We start from the raw sequence: 18,929 nt of genomic DNA on the forward strand, positions 1-18,929 counted from the left end.
CGCCTGGCCTGCGGGGTCCTGTCGGCCGCCGGGCTTAGGCTCACCTGCGTGTACGAGGGTGTGGTCCAAGACCTGATCGACGAGCTCGGGCGACTGCCCGGCATCGGTCCCAAGTCGGCCCAGCGGATCGCGTTCCACCTGTTGCAGGCCGACACGGCCGACGTGACCCGGCTCGCGGAGGTGCTGACCGTCGCGAAGTCGCAGGTGCGGTTCTGCGAGCGGTGCGGCAACGTCGCGCAGGCCGAGCTGTGCCGGATCTGCGTCGACCCACGGCGCGACCAGACGGCGATCTGTGTCGTCGAAGAGCCTCGCGACGTCGTCGCGATCGAGCGGACCCGGGAGTTCCGCGGGACTTATCACGTGCTCGGTGGCGCGATCTCGCCGATGGACGGGGTCGGACCCGAGGACCTGCGGATCCGCGAGCTGTTCCAGCGCCTGGCCGACGACACCGTCACCGAGCTGATCATCGCGACCGACCCCAACATCCAGGGCGAGGCGACCGCGACATACCTCTCTCGGTCGCTGCGCGGCACCGGGCTGTCCATCACCCGCCTCGCCTCAGGCCTGCCGGTGGGAGGCGACCTCGAATACGCTGACGAGATCACTCTGGGCAGAGCATTCGAGGGACGGAGGGCGATGAATGAGTGACGACGTCAGCAGCGACAGCGTGACGGAGCACGCCGAGACCTTGGTCCTGGCAGCCGAGTCCGCCCGGGACGCCCGGCAGTACCTCGACACGGTCACCGCGGTGGCGGCTGGCCAGGCGGCCGACACGGCTATCCCGCTGCTGCTGCTCGCGACCGCGCAGCTGCTGCTGACCGGTTCTCGGCTCGGTGCCATCCAGGACATCGTGCTGCGCGAGCGTTACGAGGCCGACACCGGCCCGGACCCCGACCTCGACCCGTTGCGCGACAGCCTCAGCAACCTACTCGAGGGGCTCGACGAGTACGCCGACGTCGTCGACCCCGTCACCGCGGCCGAGCTGACCAAGGGTTCGCTGTCCAACGACATCGTCTACATCGCCGCGGCGCTCACCCACGGCCTCACGCACTACGACGAGGGTCGACCGGCCGAGGCGCTGTGGTGGTGGCAGTTCAGCTACCTCTCCACCTGGGGCGACCGTGCGGCGAGCTCGCTGCGCGTGCTCCAGTCCGTGGTCGCGCACCTGCGGCTCGACGCCGACTCCGAGACCGTCATGGAAGCCGAGTTCGACGCGCTGCACCCCTGAGGCTCGAGAGACCGGCCGGCGCCGACGCATACCGGCGGCCTGAGGATCTCACGGTCCGGAGCGCGACCGGATCTGAGGGACGCCCTGGATAAACTCGGTGCCGTCCGCCCGCCACCAAGGAGCAGCACCACGTGAGCCTCGTCGTCCAGAAGTACGGCGGTTCGTCGGTCGCCGACGCCGAGAGCATCAAGCGCGTCGCCCGCCGGATCGTCGAGACCCGCAAGGCGGGCAGCTCCGTATGCGTCGTCGTCTCGGCGATGGGGGACACCACCGACGAGCTGCTGGACCTCGCCCAGCAGGTCACTCCGTTGCCGCCGGGCCGCGAGCTCGACATGCTGCTCACGTCCGGCGAACGGATCTCGATGGCGCTGCTCGCGATGGCCATCGCCAACCTCGGCCACGAGGCGCGCTCGTTCACCGGTTCGCAGGCGGGCGTCATCACGGACGCGGTCCACGGCCGGGCCCGCATCATCGACGTGACGCCGGGTCGCATCCAGACCGCGCTCGACGCGGGCCACATCGCGATCGTGGCGGGGTTCCAGGGCGTCAGCGTCGACACCAAGGACATCACCACGCTAGGTCGCGGCGGCTCCGACACGACCGCGGTCGCCCTGGCTGCCGCCCTCGACGCCGACGTCTGCGAGATCTACACCGACGTGGACGGCGTGTTCACCGCCGACCCGCGGATCGTCCCGGCCGCCCGCAAGATCCACCGCCTCTCCAACGAGGAGATGCTGGAGATGGCAGCGTGCGGCGCCAAGATCCTGCACCTGCGTTGCGTCGAGTACGCGCGCAGGTTCGACATGCCGATCCACGTGCGGTCCTCGTTCTCACCCGACGAGGGCACCTGGATCACCGACAAACCGCACGTGTCATCGGCACAGACCTCAGGAGAGACCGTGGAAGCCCCCATCATCGCCGGCGTCGCGCACGACCGGAGCGAGGCGAAGATCACCATCGTCGGGGTCCCGGACCGGGCGGGGATGGCCGCGCAGATCTTCCAGGCCGTGGCTCGGGCCGAGATCAACATCGACATGATCGTGCAGAACATCTCCGCGTCGGAGACCGGCCGCACCGACATCTCGTTCACGCTGCCAAAGACCGACGGACAGACCGGGGTCCAGGCACTGGCGATGATCAAGGAGCACGTCGGGTTCGCGACGATTCTCTACGACGACCACATCGGCAAGCTCTCCCTCGTCGGAGCCGGTATGCGGTCGCACCCCGGGGTTTCGGCGACGCTCTTCCAGGCGCTCGCTGACGCGGGCATCAACATCGAGATGATCTCCACCTCGGAGATCCGGGTCTCCGTGGTCACCCGGGACGACCAGCTCGACGACGCCGTGCGCGCCGTCCACACCGCGTTCGGGCTCGACTCCTCACAGGGCGAGGCCGTCGTCTACGGAGGGACCGGCCGATGAGCCAGGCATCCGCACGCCTGCGCCGGCCCACGCTCGCGCTCGTCGGCGCGACCGGAGCAGTCGGCACCGTGATGCGCCAGATCCTGTCCACGCGCGAGGACGTCTGGGGCGAGATCCGTCTCGTCGCGTCCGCACGCTCGGCCGGGCGGATGCTCGACGTGCGAGGTGAGCAGGTCGAAGTCCTGGCCCTCGCACCCGAGGTGTTCGACGGAGTCGACGTCGCGATGTTCGACGTCCCCGACGAGGTTGCGGCCGAGTGGGCCCCGATCGCGGCCGCCCGGGGTGTGGTCGTGGTCGACAACTCCGGTGCGTTCCGGATGGACCCTGACGTGCCGCTCGTCGTCCCCGAGGTGAACCCCGCCGCCGCCTCCCGGCGTCCGAAGGGCATCATCGCCAACCCCAACTGCACGACGCTGACGATGATCGACGCGCTCGGCGCACTGCACCGGCGCTGGCGGCTCACCGAGCTGGTCGTCGCGTCCTACCAGGCGGCGTCCGGTGCCGGGCAGCCTGGCATCGACCGCCTGCACGACGAGCTGCAGGTCGTCGGCGGCAACCGTGAGCTGGGGTCGCAGGCGGGCGACGTCCGTCGCGAGATCCTCGACAAGCTGGGTCCCGACTCGCCCTTCCCGGCACCCCTGGCGATGAACGTCATCCCGTGGGCCGGCTCGGTCAAGGACGACGGCTGGTCGTCCGAGGAGCTCAAGGTCCGGGGCGAGTCGCGCAAGATCCTCGACATCCCCGACCTCAAGGTGTCGGCGACCTGCGTACGGGTGCCCGTCGTCACCACCCACTCGCTGGCCGTCCACGCGGTGTTCGCGGATGAGATCACCGTCGCCGAGGCTCGGCAGGCGTTGATCGAGGCGCCCAGCGTGGTCCTGCTCGACGATGCCGCGAACGGTGAGTTCCCGACCCCTGCCGACGTCGTGGGGGCGGATCCGACGTTCGTGGGCCGGCTGCGACAGGCGCTGGACTTCCCGAACACCCTCGAGCTGTTCGTCTGCGGCGACAACCTGCGCAAGGGCGCTGCCCTCAACACGGCGCAGATTGCCGAGCTCGTCGCCCGAGAGCTCACCCAGGCATAGCCATTTTGCCGACCACCGATGGGCGCCGCAGACCCAGGACCGGACATCGCGCCGCAGCGTGAAAGTTCTATCCCCCCAGGAGGGGTCGAAAGCTTCACGACACCGTGTCACGAGGGTCCGCGGCGAGTCGTTGGGGCATCCATCGGCCTCGGTCCTCGTCGGGGTTCCCGGGCTGGGGGCGTTGCCGGACTCGGGGAGGCGCACAATGAGGTCATGAGTGTTTTCGCCGACCGGCCCACCCTTCGTTGGGTGGTCCCCGTCGCCGCCGTGGCCCTGATCGGAGCAGGCTCCCTGCTTGTCTCGCAGGAGGCCAGCGCGGACGCCGGTCTGACCCCCCGGACCGCCGCCCAGCTGCTCGTCGACGTCCAGAACGCCGGACACCAGCCCTTCTCCGGCACGGTGACCCAGCAGGTCGACCTCGGTCTGCCCGAGATCCCCAGCCTCAGCGGCGGCAGCCCCTCGGGCGTCGGTGGCTCCTCCGCCGGGTCGGGCGCCACGACCGCCCTGACCTCGGTGCTGTCCGGTACGCATACCTGGCGTGTCTGGGTCGGCGGACCCACGCAGAGCAGGCTGGCCCTGGTCGGCGGTTCTGGCGAGACCGACGTCATCCGCAATGGGTCTGACGTCTGGCTCTGGTCCAGCGCCGACACCTCCGCCGTGCACGAGACCGTGACCGCGTCGGCCAACCCGCACGCGACGTCTCCGACGGACCTGCCGCGCACCCCGGCCGAAGCGGCCCAGAAGGCGCTCGCCGCTTTGGACCCGACAACCACCGTGACCACCTCGGGCACGGCCGTTGTGGCCGGACGTCCGGCATACGAGCTGGTCCTCGCGCCCAAGGGCGGTGGCACGCGCGTCGCGCAGGTCCGCATCGCCGTCGACGCGGCGACGCGCGTCCCGCTCGGCGTCGAGGTGTTCTCCACCAAGCAGGCCAACCCGGTGATCGACGTGCGGTTCTCCTCCGTCGACATGGGCGCGCCGGACGCGAGCCGGTTCACGTTCACCCCTCCTCCCGGCACCACTGTCACCGAGCCGAAGGCCGGCGCCGAGCATGCCGCTGACCCGGCGTCCAAGCCCGCAGTCAAGGTCGTCGGCAAGGGCTGGCATGCTGTCGCCGTCGCGACGGTGCCCAAGCAGGTGGCGGGCTCGGGTTCGGCCGGGGCGACCGGCGACCAGGGACAGCTGACCTCGTTGCTCGCCTCGCTGCCCAAGGTGTCGGGAGCGTGGGGCAACGGGCACCTCCTCGAGGGGACGCTGTTCTCGGCTGTCCTCACGGACGACGGACGGGTCGCGGTCGGCGCCGTCGAACCCACGGCCCTGTATGCGGCACTCGCCTCGTCGTGACGGCGGGCGCCGAGACGGTCGTCCACGCCTCTGACGGGTCTGGGGGCTCGGACGGGCCTGGTGGCGCTGACGTGCTCGCGGTCGAGTCACGTGGTCTGACAAAGCGGTTCGGCTCTCAGACCGTGGTGAACGGAGTCGACCTGAGGGTGCCGACCGGCTCGGTCTACGGCTTCCTCGGGCCTAATGGGTCCGGCAAGACGACGACGATCAGGATGTTGCTCGGGCTCGTCCAGCCGACGTCCGGGAGCCGGTCGTTGCTCGGGTACCCCGTTCGCACGGGCGCCGGGGACGCGTTGCCCCGGGTCGGTGCGCTGGTCGAGGGGCCGGCTTTCCATCCCTACCTATCCGGTCGCGCCAACCTCGCCCGCCTCGACGCGGCCGACCGACGTAGCGACCCGCGCAGCGCGTCGCGCCGCATCGACGCTGCCCTGGACCGCGTCGGGCTGCTTGCCGCCGCCGCGAAGCGCTACCGCGCCTACTCCCTCGGTATGCGTCAGCGCCTGGCGATCGCGGGGGCGCTCTTGCAGCCCCGGGACCTGCTCGTGCTGGACGAACCGACCAACGGTCTCGACCCGCAAGGGACGCGGGAGGTGCGCCACCTGGTCGAGTCCCTCGCCTCCGACGGGGCCACGGTGCTCGTGTCCAGCCACCTGCTGTCAGAGGTCGAGCAGATCTGCACCCACCTCGGCGTGATGAGCGACGGACGGCTGGTCGCGCAGGGGACTGCCTCGGAGCTTCGTGGCGGAGGAGTAGCCACGGTGCGGGTCACGTCATCCCAGCCGCGCGAGGCTGCTGCGGTGCTGTCCCGGCTCGGAGTCCAGGAGGTGGTGGAAGGGCCGACGCAGGTGCACGGGTTGTTGGGCTCCGTCCAACCCGAGGTGATCGTGGCCGCGCTCGTGCACGCGGGCGTCGGTGTCGCCGGGTTTGCCGTGACGACGCCGAGCCTGGAGGATCTGTTCGTCGGGCTGACCGGTGAGGGGTTCGATGTCAGCGGCTGAGGTGACCGAGTCGGTTGCGCACACCAGTCCATCCGCGCCACCTCGACGCCGGCTCGTTTCGACGCGGTTGCTGCGCTCGGAGCTGGGCCTGATCGCCGGCCGCCGCCGCAACCAGATGGGCCTGCTCGTCCTCGCGCTCGTACCGGTCGTGCTCGCCATCGCCGTCAAGGTGTCGAGCCGCAGTCCGCGCGGAGGCCCGGACTTCCTTTCCTCCGTGACGGCCAACGGGCTCTTCGTGCCGCTGGCGGCACTGACTGTCGAGATGGGACTGTTCCTGCCGCTCGCCATCTCGATGCTGGCCGGTGACGCGATCGCCGGCGAGGCCAACCTCGGAACCCTGCGCTACCTGCTGACCGTGCCGGTCGGCCGGACCCGGCTGCTGCTCGTGAAGTACGCCTCCCTGTGCATCGGCGCCCTGTGGGGGGTGCTGACCGTCGCGGTCGCCGGCGCCCTGATCGGCATCGCGCTGTTCGGGACCGGCCCGCTCACCACTCTGTCGGGGACCCAGCTCGAGTTCGGCGCCGCGCTCGGCCGGCTGGCGCTGGTCGTGCTCTACCTCAGCGCCGGCATCGCTGCGTTGGGCGCCGTCGGGTTGTTCATCTCGACGCTCACCGAGCAGCCGATCGCCGCGACCATCGCCCTGATGATCGTCACGATCCTGTCCTGGATCCTCGACGGGGTCCCGCAGGTTGCCTGGCTGCACCCCTGGCTGATCGTCGACCAGTGGCTGGCCTTCTCGGACCTGCTGCGTGATCCGCCGTTCTGGGACAACGTCCTTCGTGGGTTGGGTGTGGACGCGGCTTACGCCGTCGTGTTCTGGCTGGCGGCCTGGGCCCGGTTCGCGGGCAAGGACATCACGAGCTGACGAGGGCCAGGTGCAATAGTGAGCGTCACCACGGAGTCGGTGTCGATCGGAGGACGGCGTTGAACGAGGAGCAGGCAGAGCGCATCAGTCAGGGCGCCGGCTTCGTCGCCGCGCTCGACCAGAGCGGTGGGAGCACACCCAAGGCGTTGAAGCTCTATGGCATCGGCGAGGACGAGTACTCCACCGACGCAGAGATGTTCGACCTCGTGCACGCGATGCGGCAGCGCATCATCGCGAGTCCGAGCTTCCTGGGGTCGCGAATCCTCGCCACGATCCTGTTCGCGGAGACGATGGACCGTCAGGTCGACGGGCAGGACACCGCTGCATACCTGTGGGATCGCAAGCACATCGTGCCCATCCTCAAGGTCGACCAGGGGCTGGCGTCCCTCGGCGAGGGGGTGCAGGTCATGAAGGAGATCGTGGGTCTCGACGCACTTCTCCAGCGAGCCGTCGTCAAGGGCATCTTCGGCACCAAGATGCGCTCGGTGGTCAAGGACGCCGACGAGGACGGCGTCGCTCGCGTCGTGTCCCAGCAGTTCGCGTATGCCGACCAGATCGCCACCCACGGTCTGATTCCCATCATCGAGCCGGAGGTCGACATCCACAGCGACACCAAGGCCGAGTCCGAGACGATGCTGAAGCGCGAGATCCTCGCCCACCTGAGCCGGCTCCCACCCCAGCGGCAGGTGGTCCTGAAGCTGTCGATCCCGTCGCAGCCAGGGTTCTACGCCGACCTGATCGCCCACCCCGCCGTGATGAGGGTCGTCGCGCTGTCCGGCGGGTACTCGCGGGCCGAGGCCGACGCCCTGCTGAGCGACAACCCCGGCCTGATCGCGAGCTTCTCCCGGGCTCTCACCGAGGGACTGACCGTCTCGCAGACGGATGCGGAGTTCGACGCCCAGCTGGAGGAGTCGGTCGACGAGATCTACACCGCGTCCGTCAGCTGACGGCGTCGGGCCAACCCGAGGACGCCACGTTGCGTCCGACGTTGTGGTGGCCTAGGCGACCGAAGTGTCGGACGCAAGCCGAGGGCGGGACGCTGCGCGACGGCGAGACGCAAGCCGAGGGGCGGCAGCGCACACGCGCTTGGAGCCTCAGGTGAGCTGCTTGACGTCCAGCTGCCCGTCGGCGTACTGCTTGCGCAGCACCTTCTTGTCGAACTTGCCGACCGACGTCTTCGGTACCTCGTCGATGAAGGCCCACCGCTCCGGCACCTGCCAGTGCGCGACCTTGCCCTCGAGGTAGTCGGAGAGCTCGTCGGCGGTCGTGGACGACCCGTCCTTGAGGACGACCGAGGCGAGCGGGCGCTCGCCCCACTTCTCGTCGGGCACGCCGACAACGGAGGCCTCCACGACGTCGGGATGTCCCATGAGGTGGTTCTCGAGGTCCACCGAGCTGATCCACTCACCACCGGACTTGATGACGTCCTTCGACCGGTCGGTCAGCTTGAGGAAACCGTCGTGGGTGAGCACGCCGACGTCTCCGGTGCGCAGCCAGCCGTCGTCGCTGAACTTCCCCTCCATCTCACGGCGGTCCTTGTCGGTCTCGTCACCGCGCAGGTAATAGCTCGCCGTGATCCACGGCCCCTTCACTTCGAGCTCGCCCACTGACTCGCCGTCCCAGGGCTGCTCCGCGCCGTCGGGTCCCATCAGCCGCCCCTCGACACCGACGAGGAGACGACCCTGGCTGCTCTTGTAGGCCCAGTACTCGTCGCTGCCGAACTCGGCAGCGGCAGGCGCGACGCCGAGCGTGCCGACCGGCGACATCTCCGTCATTCCCCAACCGTGGATGATCTCGATATCGTGCCGCTCCTGGAAGGCGCGGATCAGGGCCGGCGGCGCGGCGGATCCACCGACCATGAGCTGACGGCAGGTCGAGGTGTCGACGTCGTGCTCGTCGAGGTAGCGCAGCAGGTCGTTCCAGATCGTGGGGACTCCGGCGCCGGTGCTTACCTGTTCAGCGGCCATCATCGTTGCCAGCGGCTCCGCCTGCAGGAACCGGTCCGGCATGACCAGGGTGAGGCCGGCGATCATCGCGATGTAGGGAAAGCCCCAGGCGTTGGCGTGGAACAGCGGGACCACGACGAGGCTCCGGTCGCCCTGCCGGGCCCCGAGTCCCTGAGCATCGGTGAGCGCGTGCAGGTAGTTGCTGCGATGCGAGTAGGCGACGCCCTTGGGGTTGCCGGTGGTGCCCGAGGTGTAACACATCGACGAGGCGCTGTTCTCGTCCAGGTCGTCGGGCCAGTCGAACGTCCGGGGCTGGCTGGAGAGCAGCTCCTCATAGTCGTGGACGCTCTCGATGTGCGGGGCGGCCTCGAGGGCGGCGCGCGTGTCCGCGTCGACCGGGCCGTTGACGATGACGTGGCGCAGTGTCGTGAGGTGCGGCAGCAGCTGGCTGAACGGCTTGGCCAGCGTGTTGTCGACGATGACGACCTGGTTGCCGGCGTGGGTCGCGGTGTAGATCAGCTGTTCGGGGAAGAGCCGGATGTTCAGGGCGTGCAGCACTGCGCCCATCGACGGGATGGCGAGGTATGCGGTCAGGTGCTCCGCGTTGTTCCACATGAACGTCGCCACCCGCTGGTCCCCGGTGATGCCGAGTCCTCGCAAGGCGTGAGCGAGCTGGGCCGCCTTGACGCCCATGTCGCCGTAGCTGAGTCGCCGCCCGCCGTCGGCCGTCCAGGTCACCACCTCCTGGTCGGCGTGGAGCGTGGTCCCGTAGCGCAGGAGCGTCGAGATCAACAACGGTGTTGTCTGCATGGTGCTCTTCATGGAGGTGAACCCTGTCAAAGTCGGCGACGTTTCACTAGCGAGACGGCCGAAACCGTCGCACACCTGTCATGGCAACGGCCCGCTGGGTGGCCCCGTTCCCGATTCGCGTTCCACCGGTCGGGCAGACAGGATCACACCATGGCGGTTTCCCGGATGTCGGAACGCGAGGTGACCTTCGACGTCGACGACGGCTGGGAGGTCCCTGCCCTCGGCGAGGTCGTCCCGGATGGCGGCCGCGTCGAGACGGCCACCCACGAGCTGGTCGCCACGTACGTCGACACCGAGACGTCGACGTTGCGCCTGCTCGGGCTGACGTTGCGCCACCGTCAAGGTGGCTCCGACGCGGGCTGGCACCTGAAGGTACCGGCCGGCAGCGCGCGTACCGAGATCCACACCGACGCGGCCTCGGACGTCGTGCCCCAGGCGTTGTCGCAACGGCTCGACGGTCTGGTCATGGGAGCTGCGCTGCGACCAGTGGCGACCATCCGCACGACGCGGCGGGTCACCCGGGTCCTCACCTCGCGCGGGCGGCTCGTGTTCGAGGTCGCGGACGACCTCGTGACCGGGTCGCGCCTGGACGAGTCCGGTGAGGAAGGTCCGACCATCGCGTGGCGAGAGATCGAGGTGGAGCTGGGCCCCGGGGGGAGTGAGGCCGAGCTGTCCCAGGTGGTAGTCCTGTTCGGCGATGCGGGGGCGCGGCCGGCCGCCGTGCAGCGCAAGATCGACCACGTCCTCGGCGAACCCCGCATGCGGCAGCGGTCCGGCATACCCGGTGTGCTGGCCGACTACGTGGCGGCCCAGTGTGGCGCCATCCTCACCGGTGACGTGCTCCTGCGCGACGACCCGACGTCAGACGCCGTCCACCAGACCCGCGTGGCGATCCGGCGGCTGAGGAGCAGCCTGCGCTCGCTCCACCGTCTGGTCGACCTCGACCCCGAGGCTCTGTCCCGGGCCGACGAGGACCTGCGGTGGCTCGGTCAGATGCTGTCGCCCATCCGGGACGGCGACATCCTCGGCCAGCACGTCAACGCCGAGCTCGACGCTCTGCCTCGCTCCGACGTCGTCGGACCGGTCCGCGAGGAGGTCCGCCGGTTCCTCACGACGGATCGACGCGAGGCGGTCGAGCGGTGGCGCGAGTCGTGGCGGGACGACCACTACCGACGGGTGATGGCCATGTGTCGCCTCTGGTATGTGTCACCGCCGGTTCGCGAGGACGTGTCGCACCAGGCCGGCAAGGCCTTGCGCAAGGCCCGTCGCCGGCTGGAGCGCCGGCTGGACGCAGCCCTGGCTGTGAGCCCGCCGGACCCGCATGGCCTACACCAGGCCCGCAAGGCGGCCAAGCGGCTGCGCTACCTCGGCGACCTGCTCGGGGAACGCTCAGACGAGCTGTCCGATGACCACCCCGGCGAGTGGGTCAAGGGTGCCCGGCGAGAGTCGAAGCGCGCGAAGCGCCTGCAGGAGGTCCTGGGGGAGCACCAGGACCTCGTCGTGCTGAGTGACTTCCTGCGCCGGATGGCTCGCGGTCCGGTGCACAACGGTTTCACCTACGGACTGCTCGCGGGCAGGGTCGACGAGCGGATGGCGCGCGTCCGGTCCAGGATCAGCAGCGATCTCTGAGGTATGCCCCCGGGAACCACCCGGCTCAGGCGTAGGCGGCCGCCAACCTGGCGAAACCCTCGTCGAGTGAGACAGCGGGTGACCAGCGCAGGAGCTCCCGCGTGCGTCGCTGGTCGAACCAGTGCGCCGTTGCGAGCTGTTCGGCCAGGAACCGCGTCAGCGGTGGCGTGTCCCGCCGTCCGCTGGCCCGCCAGACCCCCTCGCAGGCCGCGCCTGCAGCCCACGCCACCGGGAACGGTACGTGCACCCGGGGCAGCGCTACGCCCGCGGCTGCGCATATCCCGTCGATGACCTCGCGGACGGGGCGAGGCTCACCGTTGCTGACCACGAGCGCCTCTCCGTGGGCGGGTCCGCAGGCATCGAGGGCCGCGACCAGTGCGTCGGCGCCGTTGTCGAGGTAGGTCGTGTCGATGAGGCCGGCGCCACTGCCGATGACCGGGAGGCGGCCGGCCCGCGCTCGGGCCACGACCCGTTCCACCAGCTGGGTGTCGCCCGGTCCCCAGACGAGGTGCGGCCGGATGACGAGCACGGCCAGGTCAGCTCGGTCGGCCGCGAGCGCCTCGAGCTCGGCGACGGCCTTGGACCTGGCGTAGGGCCCGCGCGCCCGAGCGGGGTCGGCCGGGCCCGCGCCGGCGGCGACCAGGGCTCGGCCGTGGTGGGCCACCGATGGAGTGGAGACGTGGACGAGGCGAGGGGTCTTGCTGCCCTTGCAGGCGGCCAGGACGTTGCGGGTGCCGCCGACGTTGACACGCGCGTACTCGGCGTAGGGCCCGGTCACGTCGACCTTGGCGGCCAGGTGCAGGACGGCGTCCTGACCGATGGCCGCCGCACGGACGACGGAGGCCTCACCGATGTCTCCGAGCACCTCCCGGCAGTCCAGGCCGGAAGGGTGGCGCTGCAGGACGGTCACCTCGTCGCCCCGGGAGATCAGAGCGAGCGCCGTGGTGCGCCCGAGCAGGCTGGTGGACCCCGTGACGAGGACCTTCATCGGAGTGCCGTCACGCGCTGCCGCGAAGGACACGGGTCGCCCACTTGCCCAACGCCTTTCGATCGATCTTGGACTGGTGCCTGATGTCCAGCGGCAGCGCCTTCTTGACGAGCACCGCCGCCACGTCCACCCCGGCGACCGCTCGGATGGCTGCGGTCAGCGGCCGGTCGGCGAGGGGCTTGCGGGCCGCTGGTCCGCCGGCCGGGGGCCCCTGCGTCGCCCCGGGCACCACGACCACCACGACCACCACGACCACCTGCGCACCGGGCGGCCCCACGCCCACGACGGCCGCCGCGGCGACGCCGTCGACCGCCTCGACGCGCTGCTCGACGCCCACCGGGGTGACCGGCCCGGAGGCGGTGTGCACCACGTGCGCCAGCCGGCCCTCGACCCACAGCCGGCCCTCGGTGTCGAGGTGGCCGACGTCTGAGGTCCGATGCCAGCCGGGGTATGCCGCGCTCGCCCGCTGGGTCGCCCAGAGGGCGTCGTAGCGCTCCTTCACGTGCGCGGCGCGCACGCAGATCTCGCCGGTCAGGCCGGCTGCGGTGGTGAGCGGTGGCAGGTTCGTGAGGGGGAGCCCGGTGGAGGTCGACAACGGTGCGAGCGCCAGGTCCACGCCGGAAAGGGGCCGTCCGACGCATACCCCGTTGCCCGGTCCGGCGGCGTCGATGCCGGCCAGGTCGATGTCGGTGAGGGGCAGGGCCTCGGTCATGCCGTAGGGGGTGTGCGCCGAGGCCGCCGGCAGGGCGCGCCGCACGGCGTGAAGCAGCGCAGAAGGCACCGGCGCTCCGGCCGACACGAGGGTCTGCACCCGGCCGAGGGCGGCGCGCTGGGCCGGGCTCGCCTCGTCTGCCGTCTCGGCCACCCGTCGAAGGGCCGCCGGGGCGGCGAACACGAGCGAGGCGCCGACCTGCAGCGCCGCGTCGGCGAGCAGCGGCGCGGTGAGGGTCTCCGGCGCGGTCACGTCGATGTCGGGGATGCAGGTCGCGATGCCGAGTGCTGGCCCGAGCAGCGAGAACGGGGCGAAGGCGGCGACCAGTCGGTCGTCGTCGGTGATGGCGTAGGCCTGCCGCAACAGAGCTATCTGCGCGGCGACCTGGCGGTGCCGGTAGACGACTCCCTTCGCCGGGCCGGTGGCCCCCGAGGTGAAGACCACGGCGCACTCGTCGTCGAGATGGGGTTCCGGGGGCGCAGGCAAAGCGCCGCCGGAGTCCACGAGGTCGTCCACGAGATGGTCGACGCCGGCCAGGCCGCCCACACCCGGACGGGGTCGGTTCGTAGCGATCCGTGAACCGGGAAGTCCCATGGCGCCCGCCGCGACCAGGGCCGCGTCGTCGCCGATGACGTGGTCCACAGAGGCACTGCGCAGGGCGCGACGCATACCGGACAGACCCAGGCCGCGGTCGGCGACCACGATGACGCCGCCCGCCCGCCAGACGGCGTAGACGGCGGCGGTCAGCGCCACCGACGGCGGGACAAGCATCGCGACCCGGTGCCCGGGACGCAGTCCCGCCGCGACCAGGCCGGCCGCCAGGTCGTCGACCCGCTGCGACAGCCAGGCCCACGAGTAGCTCGTGCCACCGGTCTCGACGTACGCCGGTGACCAGTCCTGCGAGCGGGCCACGAGGCGAGACCAGAGCGGCTCATACGCCCGTGTCCCGTCGTTCGCCGTTGGCGCTGCGGCGCCGTTCGGCGCGTCGGCCGCGGGCGAGGGGGAGTCCTGGCCGGCCGCGAGGTCGGTCACCCACTGGGCGACCGCCCCGGCGTACTGCGCGGCGTCCTCGGTCACCAGGTGCGACGCGCCTTCGTAGCGGTGCAGGTTCGCGCGGGGGAGCCGGTCGCGCAGGTCGGCGAGATAGCGCTCACCGAAGACGGGGTCGCGCGGTCCCCAGAAGAGCAGCGCGGGCACATCCAGGGAGCGCAGCCCTTCGGCGATCCCGGCCAGCGGGGCAGCGGACTCGTCGTCGGCGGAGAAGGGGATGTCGGCGACGAAGTCTCCGACGGCGCCGCGTTGTCCAGCCGTCGCGTAGGGCAAGGCGAACGCGTCCCGGACCGCCTTGGGCAGGGCTGGCCGGGACAGCGCGGTGGTCGCCCGCACGAAGGCAGGGGTACGGGTGCAGACGAGCTCACGCAGGAGGGGGTGGTGCGCCAACCGGATCAGCGGGGGACCGCTGTCCCGTTCTCCCAGGGCCACCGCCGTGTTGCCGAGCACCACACCCCGCAGCTGGGCGCGGTGGGCCAGCGCCCAGCCGAGCGAAATCGACCCACCCCAGTCGTGCCCCACGGTGACGACGGACTGGTTGCTGCCGGTGAGGCCCAGAGCGTCGGTGAGGTCGCCCAGGTCGTCGACGCGCTGCGCGAGGGAACGCGGCGCCGCGGGCCGGTCCGAGAACCCCATTCCCAGCTGGTCCGGCGCCACGACCCGCCAACCCGCTGGAGGAGCGGCCAGCAGACCTCGCCACAGGTAGGACCAGGTCGGGTTGCCGTGGACGCAGAGCAGGGTTCCCACTGGCGGGGCCGGCTGGGCCTGCTCCTGCGCGACGCCGGTATGCGTGTCGAGGACGTGCCACCGATGGGTCGCCCCCCGCGTGTCCGTGACGTCGACCCACCGGGACCACGCCGGGTCCAGGCCGGGAAGGTCCGTGAGGTGGGAGAGCTCGGGTGGCGTGACGACGTGCGCCGTCACCACTCGATCTCGAGGACCGAGACGTTGAGGCCCGAACCGATACCCATCAGCAGCACGCGGTCGCCGTCCTCGAGGTGGTCCGCCTCACAGGCCAGGGTGACCGGCACGGACGCGGGCCCGATGTTGCCGCGCGTGGGGAAGGTCAGGGGCACCCGCGCCTTGTCGATGCCGAGACGCGTGGTGATGGCGTTCATGTGCACCTGGGAGATCTGGTGGATGACGTAGCGGCTGATGCCGTCGTTCCAGCCCAGCTCGTCGGCGGACTCGGCCCAGAGGTCTCCCGACAAGCCGAGGCCGGCGTCGAGCAAGCCACGCAGGTCGGTGTACATCACGTCGTTGTCGCCGATGCAGAGCTCGTGGTGCTCGGTGCCGGCGCGGCTCGCCGAGACCACCATGCGGTGACCCTCGAGATGTTGCTGGGCGCGGCCGAGGATCATGGCGACCGAGCCCGATCCCAGTGTGAGAGCGGCGAACTGCGACATCACGTCGTCGGCGGTGATCCCGGGCTGGGAGAGCCGGGCGATGGTGTTCTCCTGCACGACCCGGCAATCCTCGCCGTCGACGACCATCGCGTAGTCGATGACGCCGGCGTCGATCATGGTCGCGGCCAGCTCCATGCCGTTGACGAAGCCGAGACAGGCGTTGGTGACGTCGAAGTTCTGGCACGACGAGGGCAGGTCGAGGCCGTGGTGGACCTCGACCGCGGTCGACGGCTCGAGGAAGCGCCGGCTGACCGAGGTGTTCACCATGAGCCCAATATGGGCCGGGTCGACGCCGCACTCGCCGAGCACCTTGGCCCCGGCTGCGACGGCGCCGTCGACGAACGTGTAGCCCTCCGGCCACCAACGGCGTTCCTTGATGCCGACCAGGCTGCGCAACATCCCCGGCCGGAGGCCGACGCGTTCATAGGTGTCCGCGAGACGGGCGTCGAAGTCCTCCGAGGTCACCACCTCGGGAGCATCAATAGCGCACACACCGAGGATCGCGGTGTCGGTGAATCGGTGGATCGCGTTGCCGCTCATGAACCAGCTCCAGCCTTGATGGCGACCCTGTGGGTGAGGGCCGACTCCATATTCTGCCAACTGATCACGCCTGCGTCGTCCACACCTGGCGGAAACCGCCCGGACCCGGTCTGATGACGCCCCGTTCCCGTCACGTCGTGAGGTCCGGCAGGTCCTTCGGGGCCGTCACGGCCTGACGAGCCACCTCGCCCAGCCGCAGCCGGTGACGCCGGCTGTAGGTGCGCAACAGCTCGAACGCCTCGTCCACGGAACGGTCGTAGAGCTGGGCCACGACGCCCTTGGCCTGCTCGATGACGACACGGCTGTTGAGGGCGACCTGCAGCTGCTCGCTCAGCACCTCGCTGCGCCGGATGGTGCGCTCCTGCAGCAGTCCGATCGTCGCGACGTCGGCCAAGGCCTGGATCACCGCGAGATCGAGAGCGTCCATCCGGCCGGGGGCAGTCGAGAACAGGTTGAGTGCACCGATGACGTCGCCGCGCAGCCGAAGGGGGAAGGCGTGCACCGACCGAAAACCGCCGGCCACGGCTCTGGGCGCGAACTGGGGCCACCGGTCGGTGGCGTCGCGCAGGTCGGCGTTGACTACTGGCACGCCGCCGCGGTAACAGTCCTGGCAGGGCCCCTCCTGCGCCTGCACCTGGAAGAGCTCCAGCAGCTCGGTCATCTGCAAGAACTCGACCAGGTCGAAGTCGTCGACGAGGGTGTCGGCCACCTCCACGAACACGCGGGCCAGCTGCTTCGACACGACCGCGGTCATCTCGGCCTCCATCTCGAACGTGGCAACGCTGCCAGCCGCCTCAACGGACGTCCTCCGCCAGTCGAAGTCTACGGGTGACGATGTCCCCCGCGACGGCGTCGAGCGAATGCTCGGTCGCGTAAGCATGAGCCCGGATCCGCGACATGGCCTCGCCGAGGTCCACGTCGAGCTGGACCATGACCATGCCCTGCGCCTGGTGCAGCCGGGCCCGGTGGTGCAGGGCACCGTCGAACCCGTCTGGGGCGACACCCCGGCTCGCCCGTTGCTGACCGTCCAGGAGCCAGACCGTCGCGAGGTCCGCGAAGTCCAGGGCGAGCGCCGTCCCGACCCGCGACAGGGTCCCGGGACGGTTGCTGCACAAGTCGAGGCAGCCGACCCGAGCCTGACCGACCTGGAGGGGAAAGGCGAACAAGGCGCCGACACCGAGACCACGCACGGCCGGCACGAGGGCCGGCCATCGACGCGCCGTCCCGTCGCGCAGGTCCGGGGCCAGGGACGGGCGACGGGTCAGGTGGGCATCCCACGTGGGGCCTTCGCCCAGGGTGAACTGCAGCTCGGCTACCTGGCGGGTGACGACGTCGGTGGAAGCCACCGAGGTCGTCGGCCCCTCGTCGGACGTGACGACCACCCCCACCCCCGAGACACCCAGCGCCTCGAGGGCGGCTCGACAGAGCCGGCTCATCTGGCCCGCCATCCCCTCCGGGTCGCCGTCGAGCGTCTCCTCGGCTGCCACCAAGCTGCGGACGTCCACAGCTGACGTCGCAGCGCGGCTCACCTCGAGTCGATCCCGTGCATGACCTCACGCTACCCGCGCGCGTCACCGCCGCGCCGGTCTCGAACACACGCTGCGGCTCGGAGCAGGCCTCCGCTTCTGTGGAAGTTGCCCACGACGTGTCCGCGTGGTGTCATTCAGGGGTTCTGCTCATTGCCCCGGACCCGGCACTGCGCATCGTCTGTCCAGCAGCGAGGAAAAACTTCCTATGTCGACTTCGGCGCAGCGACGACCGACGTCGTCGACCGGCCGTCTCCCCAGCGAGTTTGCCGAGCTCTCCACGCAGGTTCGGGGTCTCGGGCTGATGAAGCGGCGGCTCGCGGCATACGGGCTGCGGTCCGGAGTCCTCCTGGGCGTCTGCGTCGCGACGGCGGTCGCCGTCGTCCTCATCGGCGACTCTTGGTGGCAGCTGCTGCCCGCGACCGTCATCGGAGTGGTCGTCAGCCAGTTCGGGTTCCTCGCGCACGACGCGGCTCACCGGCAGGTCTTCGACAGCGCCCGCGCGAACGAGTGGTCCTCGCGGCTGCTGTCCACGATCGGGATCGGCCTCAGCTATGGGTGGTGGCTGCACAAGCACAACCGGCACCACCGCAGCCCCAACCAGGTAGAGCGCGATCCCGACATCGCCCCGGGCGGCCTCGCGTTCACCCCGCAGGACGCCGCCGCCCGGCCGGGTTGGCTGTCGCCGATCACCACGCGGCAGGGCTATCTGTTCTTCCCGATGCTGCTGCTCGAGGGGCTCAGCCTGCACGTTGCGGGTCTGCGCACCCTCGCCGCGCGCCGCGACCTTCCCTTCCGGCGGCTCGAGGCGAGCCTGATCGTGGGCCGCTTCGTCGCCTACGGGCTGATCTTGTTGTTGGTCATGTCGCCGGGTCGCGCCGCCGCGTTCCTCGGGCTTCAGCTGGCCGTCTTCGGGCTGTTCCTGGGTGCCGCCTTCGCGCCCAACCACAAGGGAATGCCGGTGGTGCCCAAGGAGCTTCGTCTGGACTTCATGCAGCGCCAAGTGCTGATGTCGCGCAACATCCGCGGCGGCTGGTTCGTCGACGCCGCGATGGGTGGGCTCAACTACCAGATCGAGCACCACCTCTTCCCGAGCATGCCGCGCGACAACCTGCGCCGGGCCCGGCCGGTCGTGCGCGAGTTCTGCAGGGAGCACGGCATCTCCTACGCCGAGACCTCGCTGGCCGCTTCCTACGGCATCGTGATCCGCTACCTCAACGAGGTCGGCCTCGGCGCTCGCGACCCGTTCGACTGCCCGTTCGTCGCCGCGCACCGCGGTTGAGACCACCGTCACGATCCGTCTTCCGGCCCCCGGTGAGCGGTACCGTGACGCGCGTGCTGAGCGTCAGTCGTGAGCGTAGGCAGAAGGTCCCCGTCCGGC

At 70.4% G+C, this 18,929-nt stretch carries 16 protein-coding genes; 10 read left to right on the forward strand and 6 right to left on the reverse strand.

The genetic code is table 11. The features are described 5' to 3' along the window. The first annotated feature begins 48 nt into the window (after nt 1-48). The 8 genes from recR to ABI385_RS11470 all read left to right on the forward strand — a co-directional run bounded on the left by recR (nt 49) and on the right by ABI385_RS11470 (nt 7,888). Nucleotides 49-648: a recombination mediator RecR gene (recR, locus tag ABI385_RS11435; protein ID WP_348103900.1), complete on the forward strand. Its 600-nt coding sequence runs from the start codon at nt 49-51 to the stop codon at nt 646-648. Further along, the gene (locus tag ABI385_RS11440; RefSeq protein WP_348103874.1) at nt 641-1,228 is read left to right on the forward strand and encodes a DUF5063 domain-containing protein; all 588 of its coding nucleotides are present in this window, start codon (nt 641-643) and stop codon (nt 1,226-1,228) included. Before recR ends, ABI385_RS11440 begins: the two co-directional genes overlap by 8 nt. Before the next feature lie 131 nt (nt 1,229-1,359). Then, a complete protein-coding gene (locus ABI385_RS11445; RefSeq protein ID WP_348103875.1) occupies nt 1,360-2,649 on the forward strand; it encodes an aspartate kinase in 1,290 nt (429 codons plus the stop codon). Next, nucleotides 2,646-3,734, forward strand: a complete 1,089-nt coding sequence (locus tag ABI385_RS11450; protein ID WP_348103876.1) for an aspartate-semialdehyde dehydrogenase — start codon at nt 2,646-2,648, stop codon at nt 3,732-3,734. Before ABI385_RS11445 ends, ABI385_RS11450 begins: the two co-directional genes overlap by 4 nt. A 213-nt stretch (nt 3,735-3,947) precedes the next feature. After that, nucleotides 3,948-5,078: a hypothetical protein gene (locus tag ABI385_RS11455; protein WP_348103877.1), complete on the forward strand. Its 1,131-nt coding sequence runs from the start codon at nt 3,948-3,950 to the stop codon at nt 5,076-5,078. Nucleotides 5,079-5,149: 71 nt separating this feature from the next. Then, nucleotides 5,150-6,076: an ABC transporter ATP-binding protein gene (locus ABI385_RS11460; protein ID WP_348103901.1), complete on the forward strand. Its 927-nt coding sequence runs from the start codon at nt 5,150-5,152 to the stop codon at nt 6,074-6,076. Next, nucleotides 6,063-6,941, forward strand: coding sequence for an ABC transporter permease subunit (locus ABI385_RS11465; RefSeq protein ID WP_348103878.1), 879 nt, complete (start codon nt 6,063-6,065; stop codon nt 6,939-6,941). Before ABI385_RS11460 ends, ABI385_RS11465 begins: the two co-directional genes overlap by 14 nt. A gap of 59 nt (nt 6,942-7,000) precedes the next feature. Continuing rightward, the gene (locus ABI385_RS11470; protein WP_348103879.1) at nt 7,001-7,888 is read left to right on the forward strand and encodes a fructose bisphosphate aldolase; all 888 of its coding nucleotides are present in this window, start codon (nt 7,001-7,003) and stop codon (nt 7,886-7,888) included. A 147-nt stretch (nt 7,889-8,035) separates the two neighbouring features. Here the strand turns inward: ABI385_RS11470 and ABI385_RS11475 are convergent, their stop codons facing one another. Then, on the reverse strand, nt 8,036-9,709 hold the full coding sequence (locus tag ABI385_RS11475; protein WP_348103880.1) for a long-chain fatty acid--CoA ligase: 1,674 nt from the start codon (nt 9,707-9,709) through the stop codon (nt 8,036-8,038). A gap of 138 nt (nt 9,710-9,847) precedes the next feature. On the opposite strand from ABI385_RS11475, the gene ABI385_RS11480 reads away from it, so the two are divergent. After that, nucleotides 9,848-11,326: a CYTH and CHAD domain-containing protein gene (locus ABI385_RS11480; protein ID WP_348103881.1), complete on the forward strand. Its 1,479-nt coding sequence runs from the start codon at nt 9,848-9,850 to the stop codon at nt 11,324-11,326. A 25-nt stretch (nt 11,327-11,351) separates the two neighbouring features. Here ABI385_RS11480 and ABI385_RS11485 read toward each other — a convergent pair whose 3' ends face one another. The 5 genes from ABI385_RS11485 to ABI385_RS11505 all read right to left on the reverse strand — a co-directional run bounded on the left by ABI385_RS11485 (nt 11,352) and on the right by ABI385_RS11505 (nt 17,551). Beyond that, a complete protein-coding gene (locus ABI385_RS11485; RefSeq protein ID WP_348103882.1) occupies nt 11,352-12,347 on the reverse strand; it encodes an NAD-dependent epimerase/dehydratase family protein in 996 nt (331 codons plus the stop codon). Next, a complete protein-coding gene (locus ABI385_RS11490) occupies nt 12,325-15,000 on the reverse strand; it encodes an alpha/beta fold hydrolase (RefSeq protein ID WP_348103883.1) in 2,676 nt (891 codons plus the stop codon). The genes ABI385_RS11485 and ABI385_RS11490 overlap by 23 nt, the downstream gene beginning before the upstream one ends. Then, nucleotides 14,997-16,022, reverse strand: coding sequence for a 3-oxoacyl-ACP synthase III (locus tag ABI385_RS11495; RefSeq protein WP_348103884.1), 1,026 nt, complete (start codon nt 16,020-16,022; stop codon nt 14,997-14,999). The genes ABI385_RS11490 and ABI385_RS11495 overlap by 4 nt, the downstream gene beginning before the upstream one ends. A gap of 130 nt (nt 16,023-16,152) precedes the next feature. After that, complete coding sequence (locus ABI385_RS11500; RefSeq protein ID WP_348103885.1) at nt 16,153-16,776, reverse strand: GAF and ANTAR domain-containing protein; 624 nt, start codon at nt 16,774-16,776, stop codon at nt 16,153-16,155. A gap of 40 nt (nt 16,777-16,816) precedes the next feature. Beyond that, complete coding sequence (locus ABI385_RS11505) at nt 16,817-17,551, reverse strand: GAF and ANTAR domain-containing protein (RefSeq protein ID WP_348103886.1); 735 nt, start codon at nt 17,549-17,551, stop codon at nt 16,817-16,819. Nucleotides 17,552-17,756: 205 nt separating this feature from the next. Between ABI385_RS11505 and ABI385_RS11510 the strand changes: the two genes are divergently transcribed. Continuing rightward, nucleotides 17,757-18,830: an acyl-CoA desaturase gene (locus ABI385_RS11510; RefSeq protein ID WP_348103887.1), complete on the forward strand. Its 1,074-nt coding sequence runs from the start codon at nt 17,757-17,759 to the stop codon at nt 18,828-18,830. Nucleotides 18,831-18,929 lie beyond the last annotated feature (99 nt).

The sequence above is a fragment of the Lapillicoccus sp. genome, assembly GCF_039935575.1.
Classification (GTDB): domain Bacteria; phylum Actinomycetota; class Actinomycetes; order Actinomycetales; family Dermatophilaceae; genus Lapillicoccus.

Bases quoted from the DNA above. Each gene is read 5' to 3' on its own strand.
- ABI385_RS11440 (WP_348103874.1), top strand. From the start codon at position 641: ATGAGTGACGACGTCAGCAGCGACAGCGTGACGGAGCACGCCGAGACC.
- ABI385_RS11450 (WP_348103876.1), top strand. From the start codon at position 2,646: ATGAGCCAGGCATCCGCACGCCTGCGCCGGCCCACGCTCGCGCTCGTC.
- ABI385_RS11455 (WP_348103877.1), top strand. From the start codon at position 3,948: ATGAGTGTTTTCGCCGACCGGCCCACCCTTCGTTGGGTGGTCCCCGTC.
- ABI385_RS11465 (WP_348103878.1), top strand. From the start codon at position 6,063: ATGTCAGCGGCTGAGGTGACCGAGTCGGTTGCGCACACCAGTCCATCC.
- ABI385_RS11475 (WP_348103880.1), bottom strand. From the start codon at position 9,709: ATGAAGAGCACCATGCAGACAACACCGTTGTTGATCTCGACGCTCCTG.
- ABI385_RS11480 (WP_348103881.1), top strand. From the start codon at position 9,848: ATGGCGGTTTCCCGGATGTCGGAACGCGAGGTGACCTTCGACGTCGAC.
- ABI385_RS11495 (WP_348103884.1), bottom strand. From the start codon at position 16,022: ATGAGCGGCAACGCGATCCACCGATTCACCGACACCGCGATCCTCGGT.
- ABI385_RS11500 (WP_348103885.1), bottom strand. From the start codon at position 16,776: ATGACCGCGGTCGTGTCGAAGCAGCTGGCCCGCGTGTTCGTGGAGGTG.
- ABI385_RS11510 (WP_348103887.1), top strand. From the start codon at position 17,757: ATGTCGACTTCGGCGCAGCGACGACCGACGTCGTCGACCGGCCGTCTC.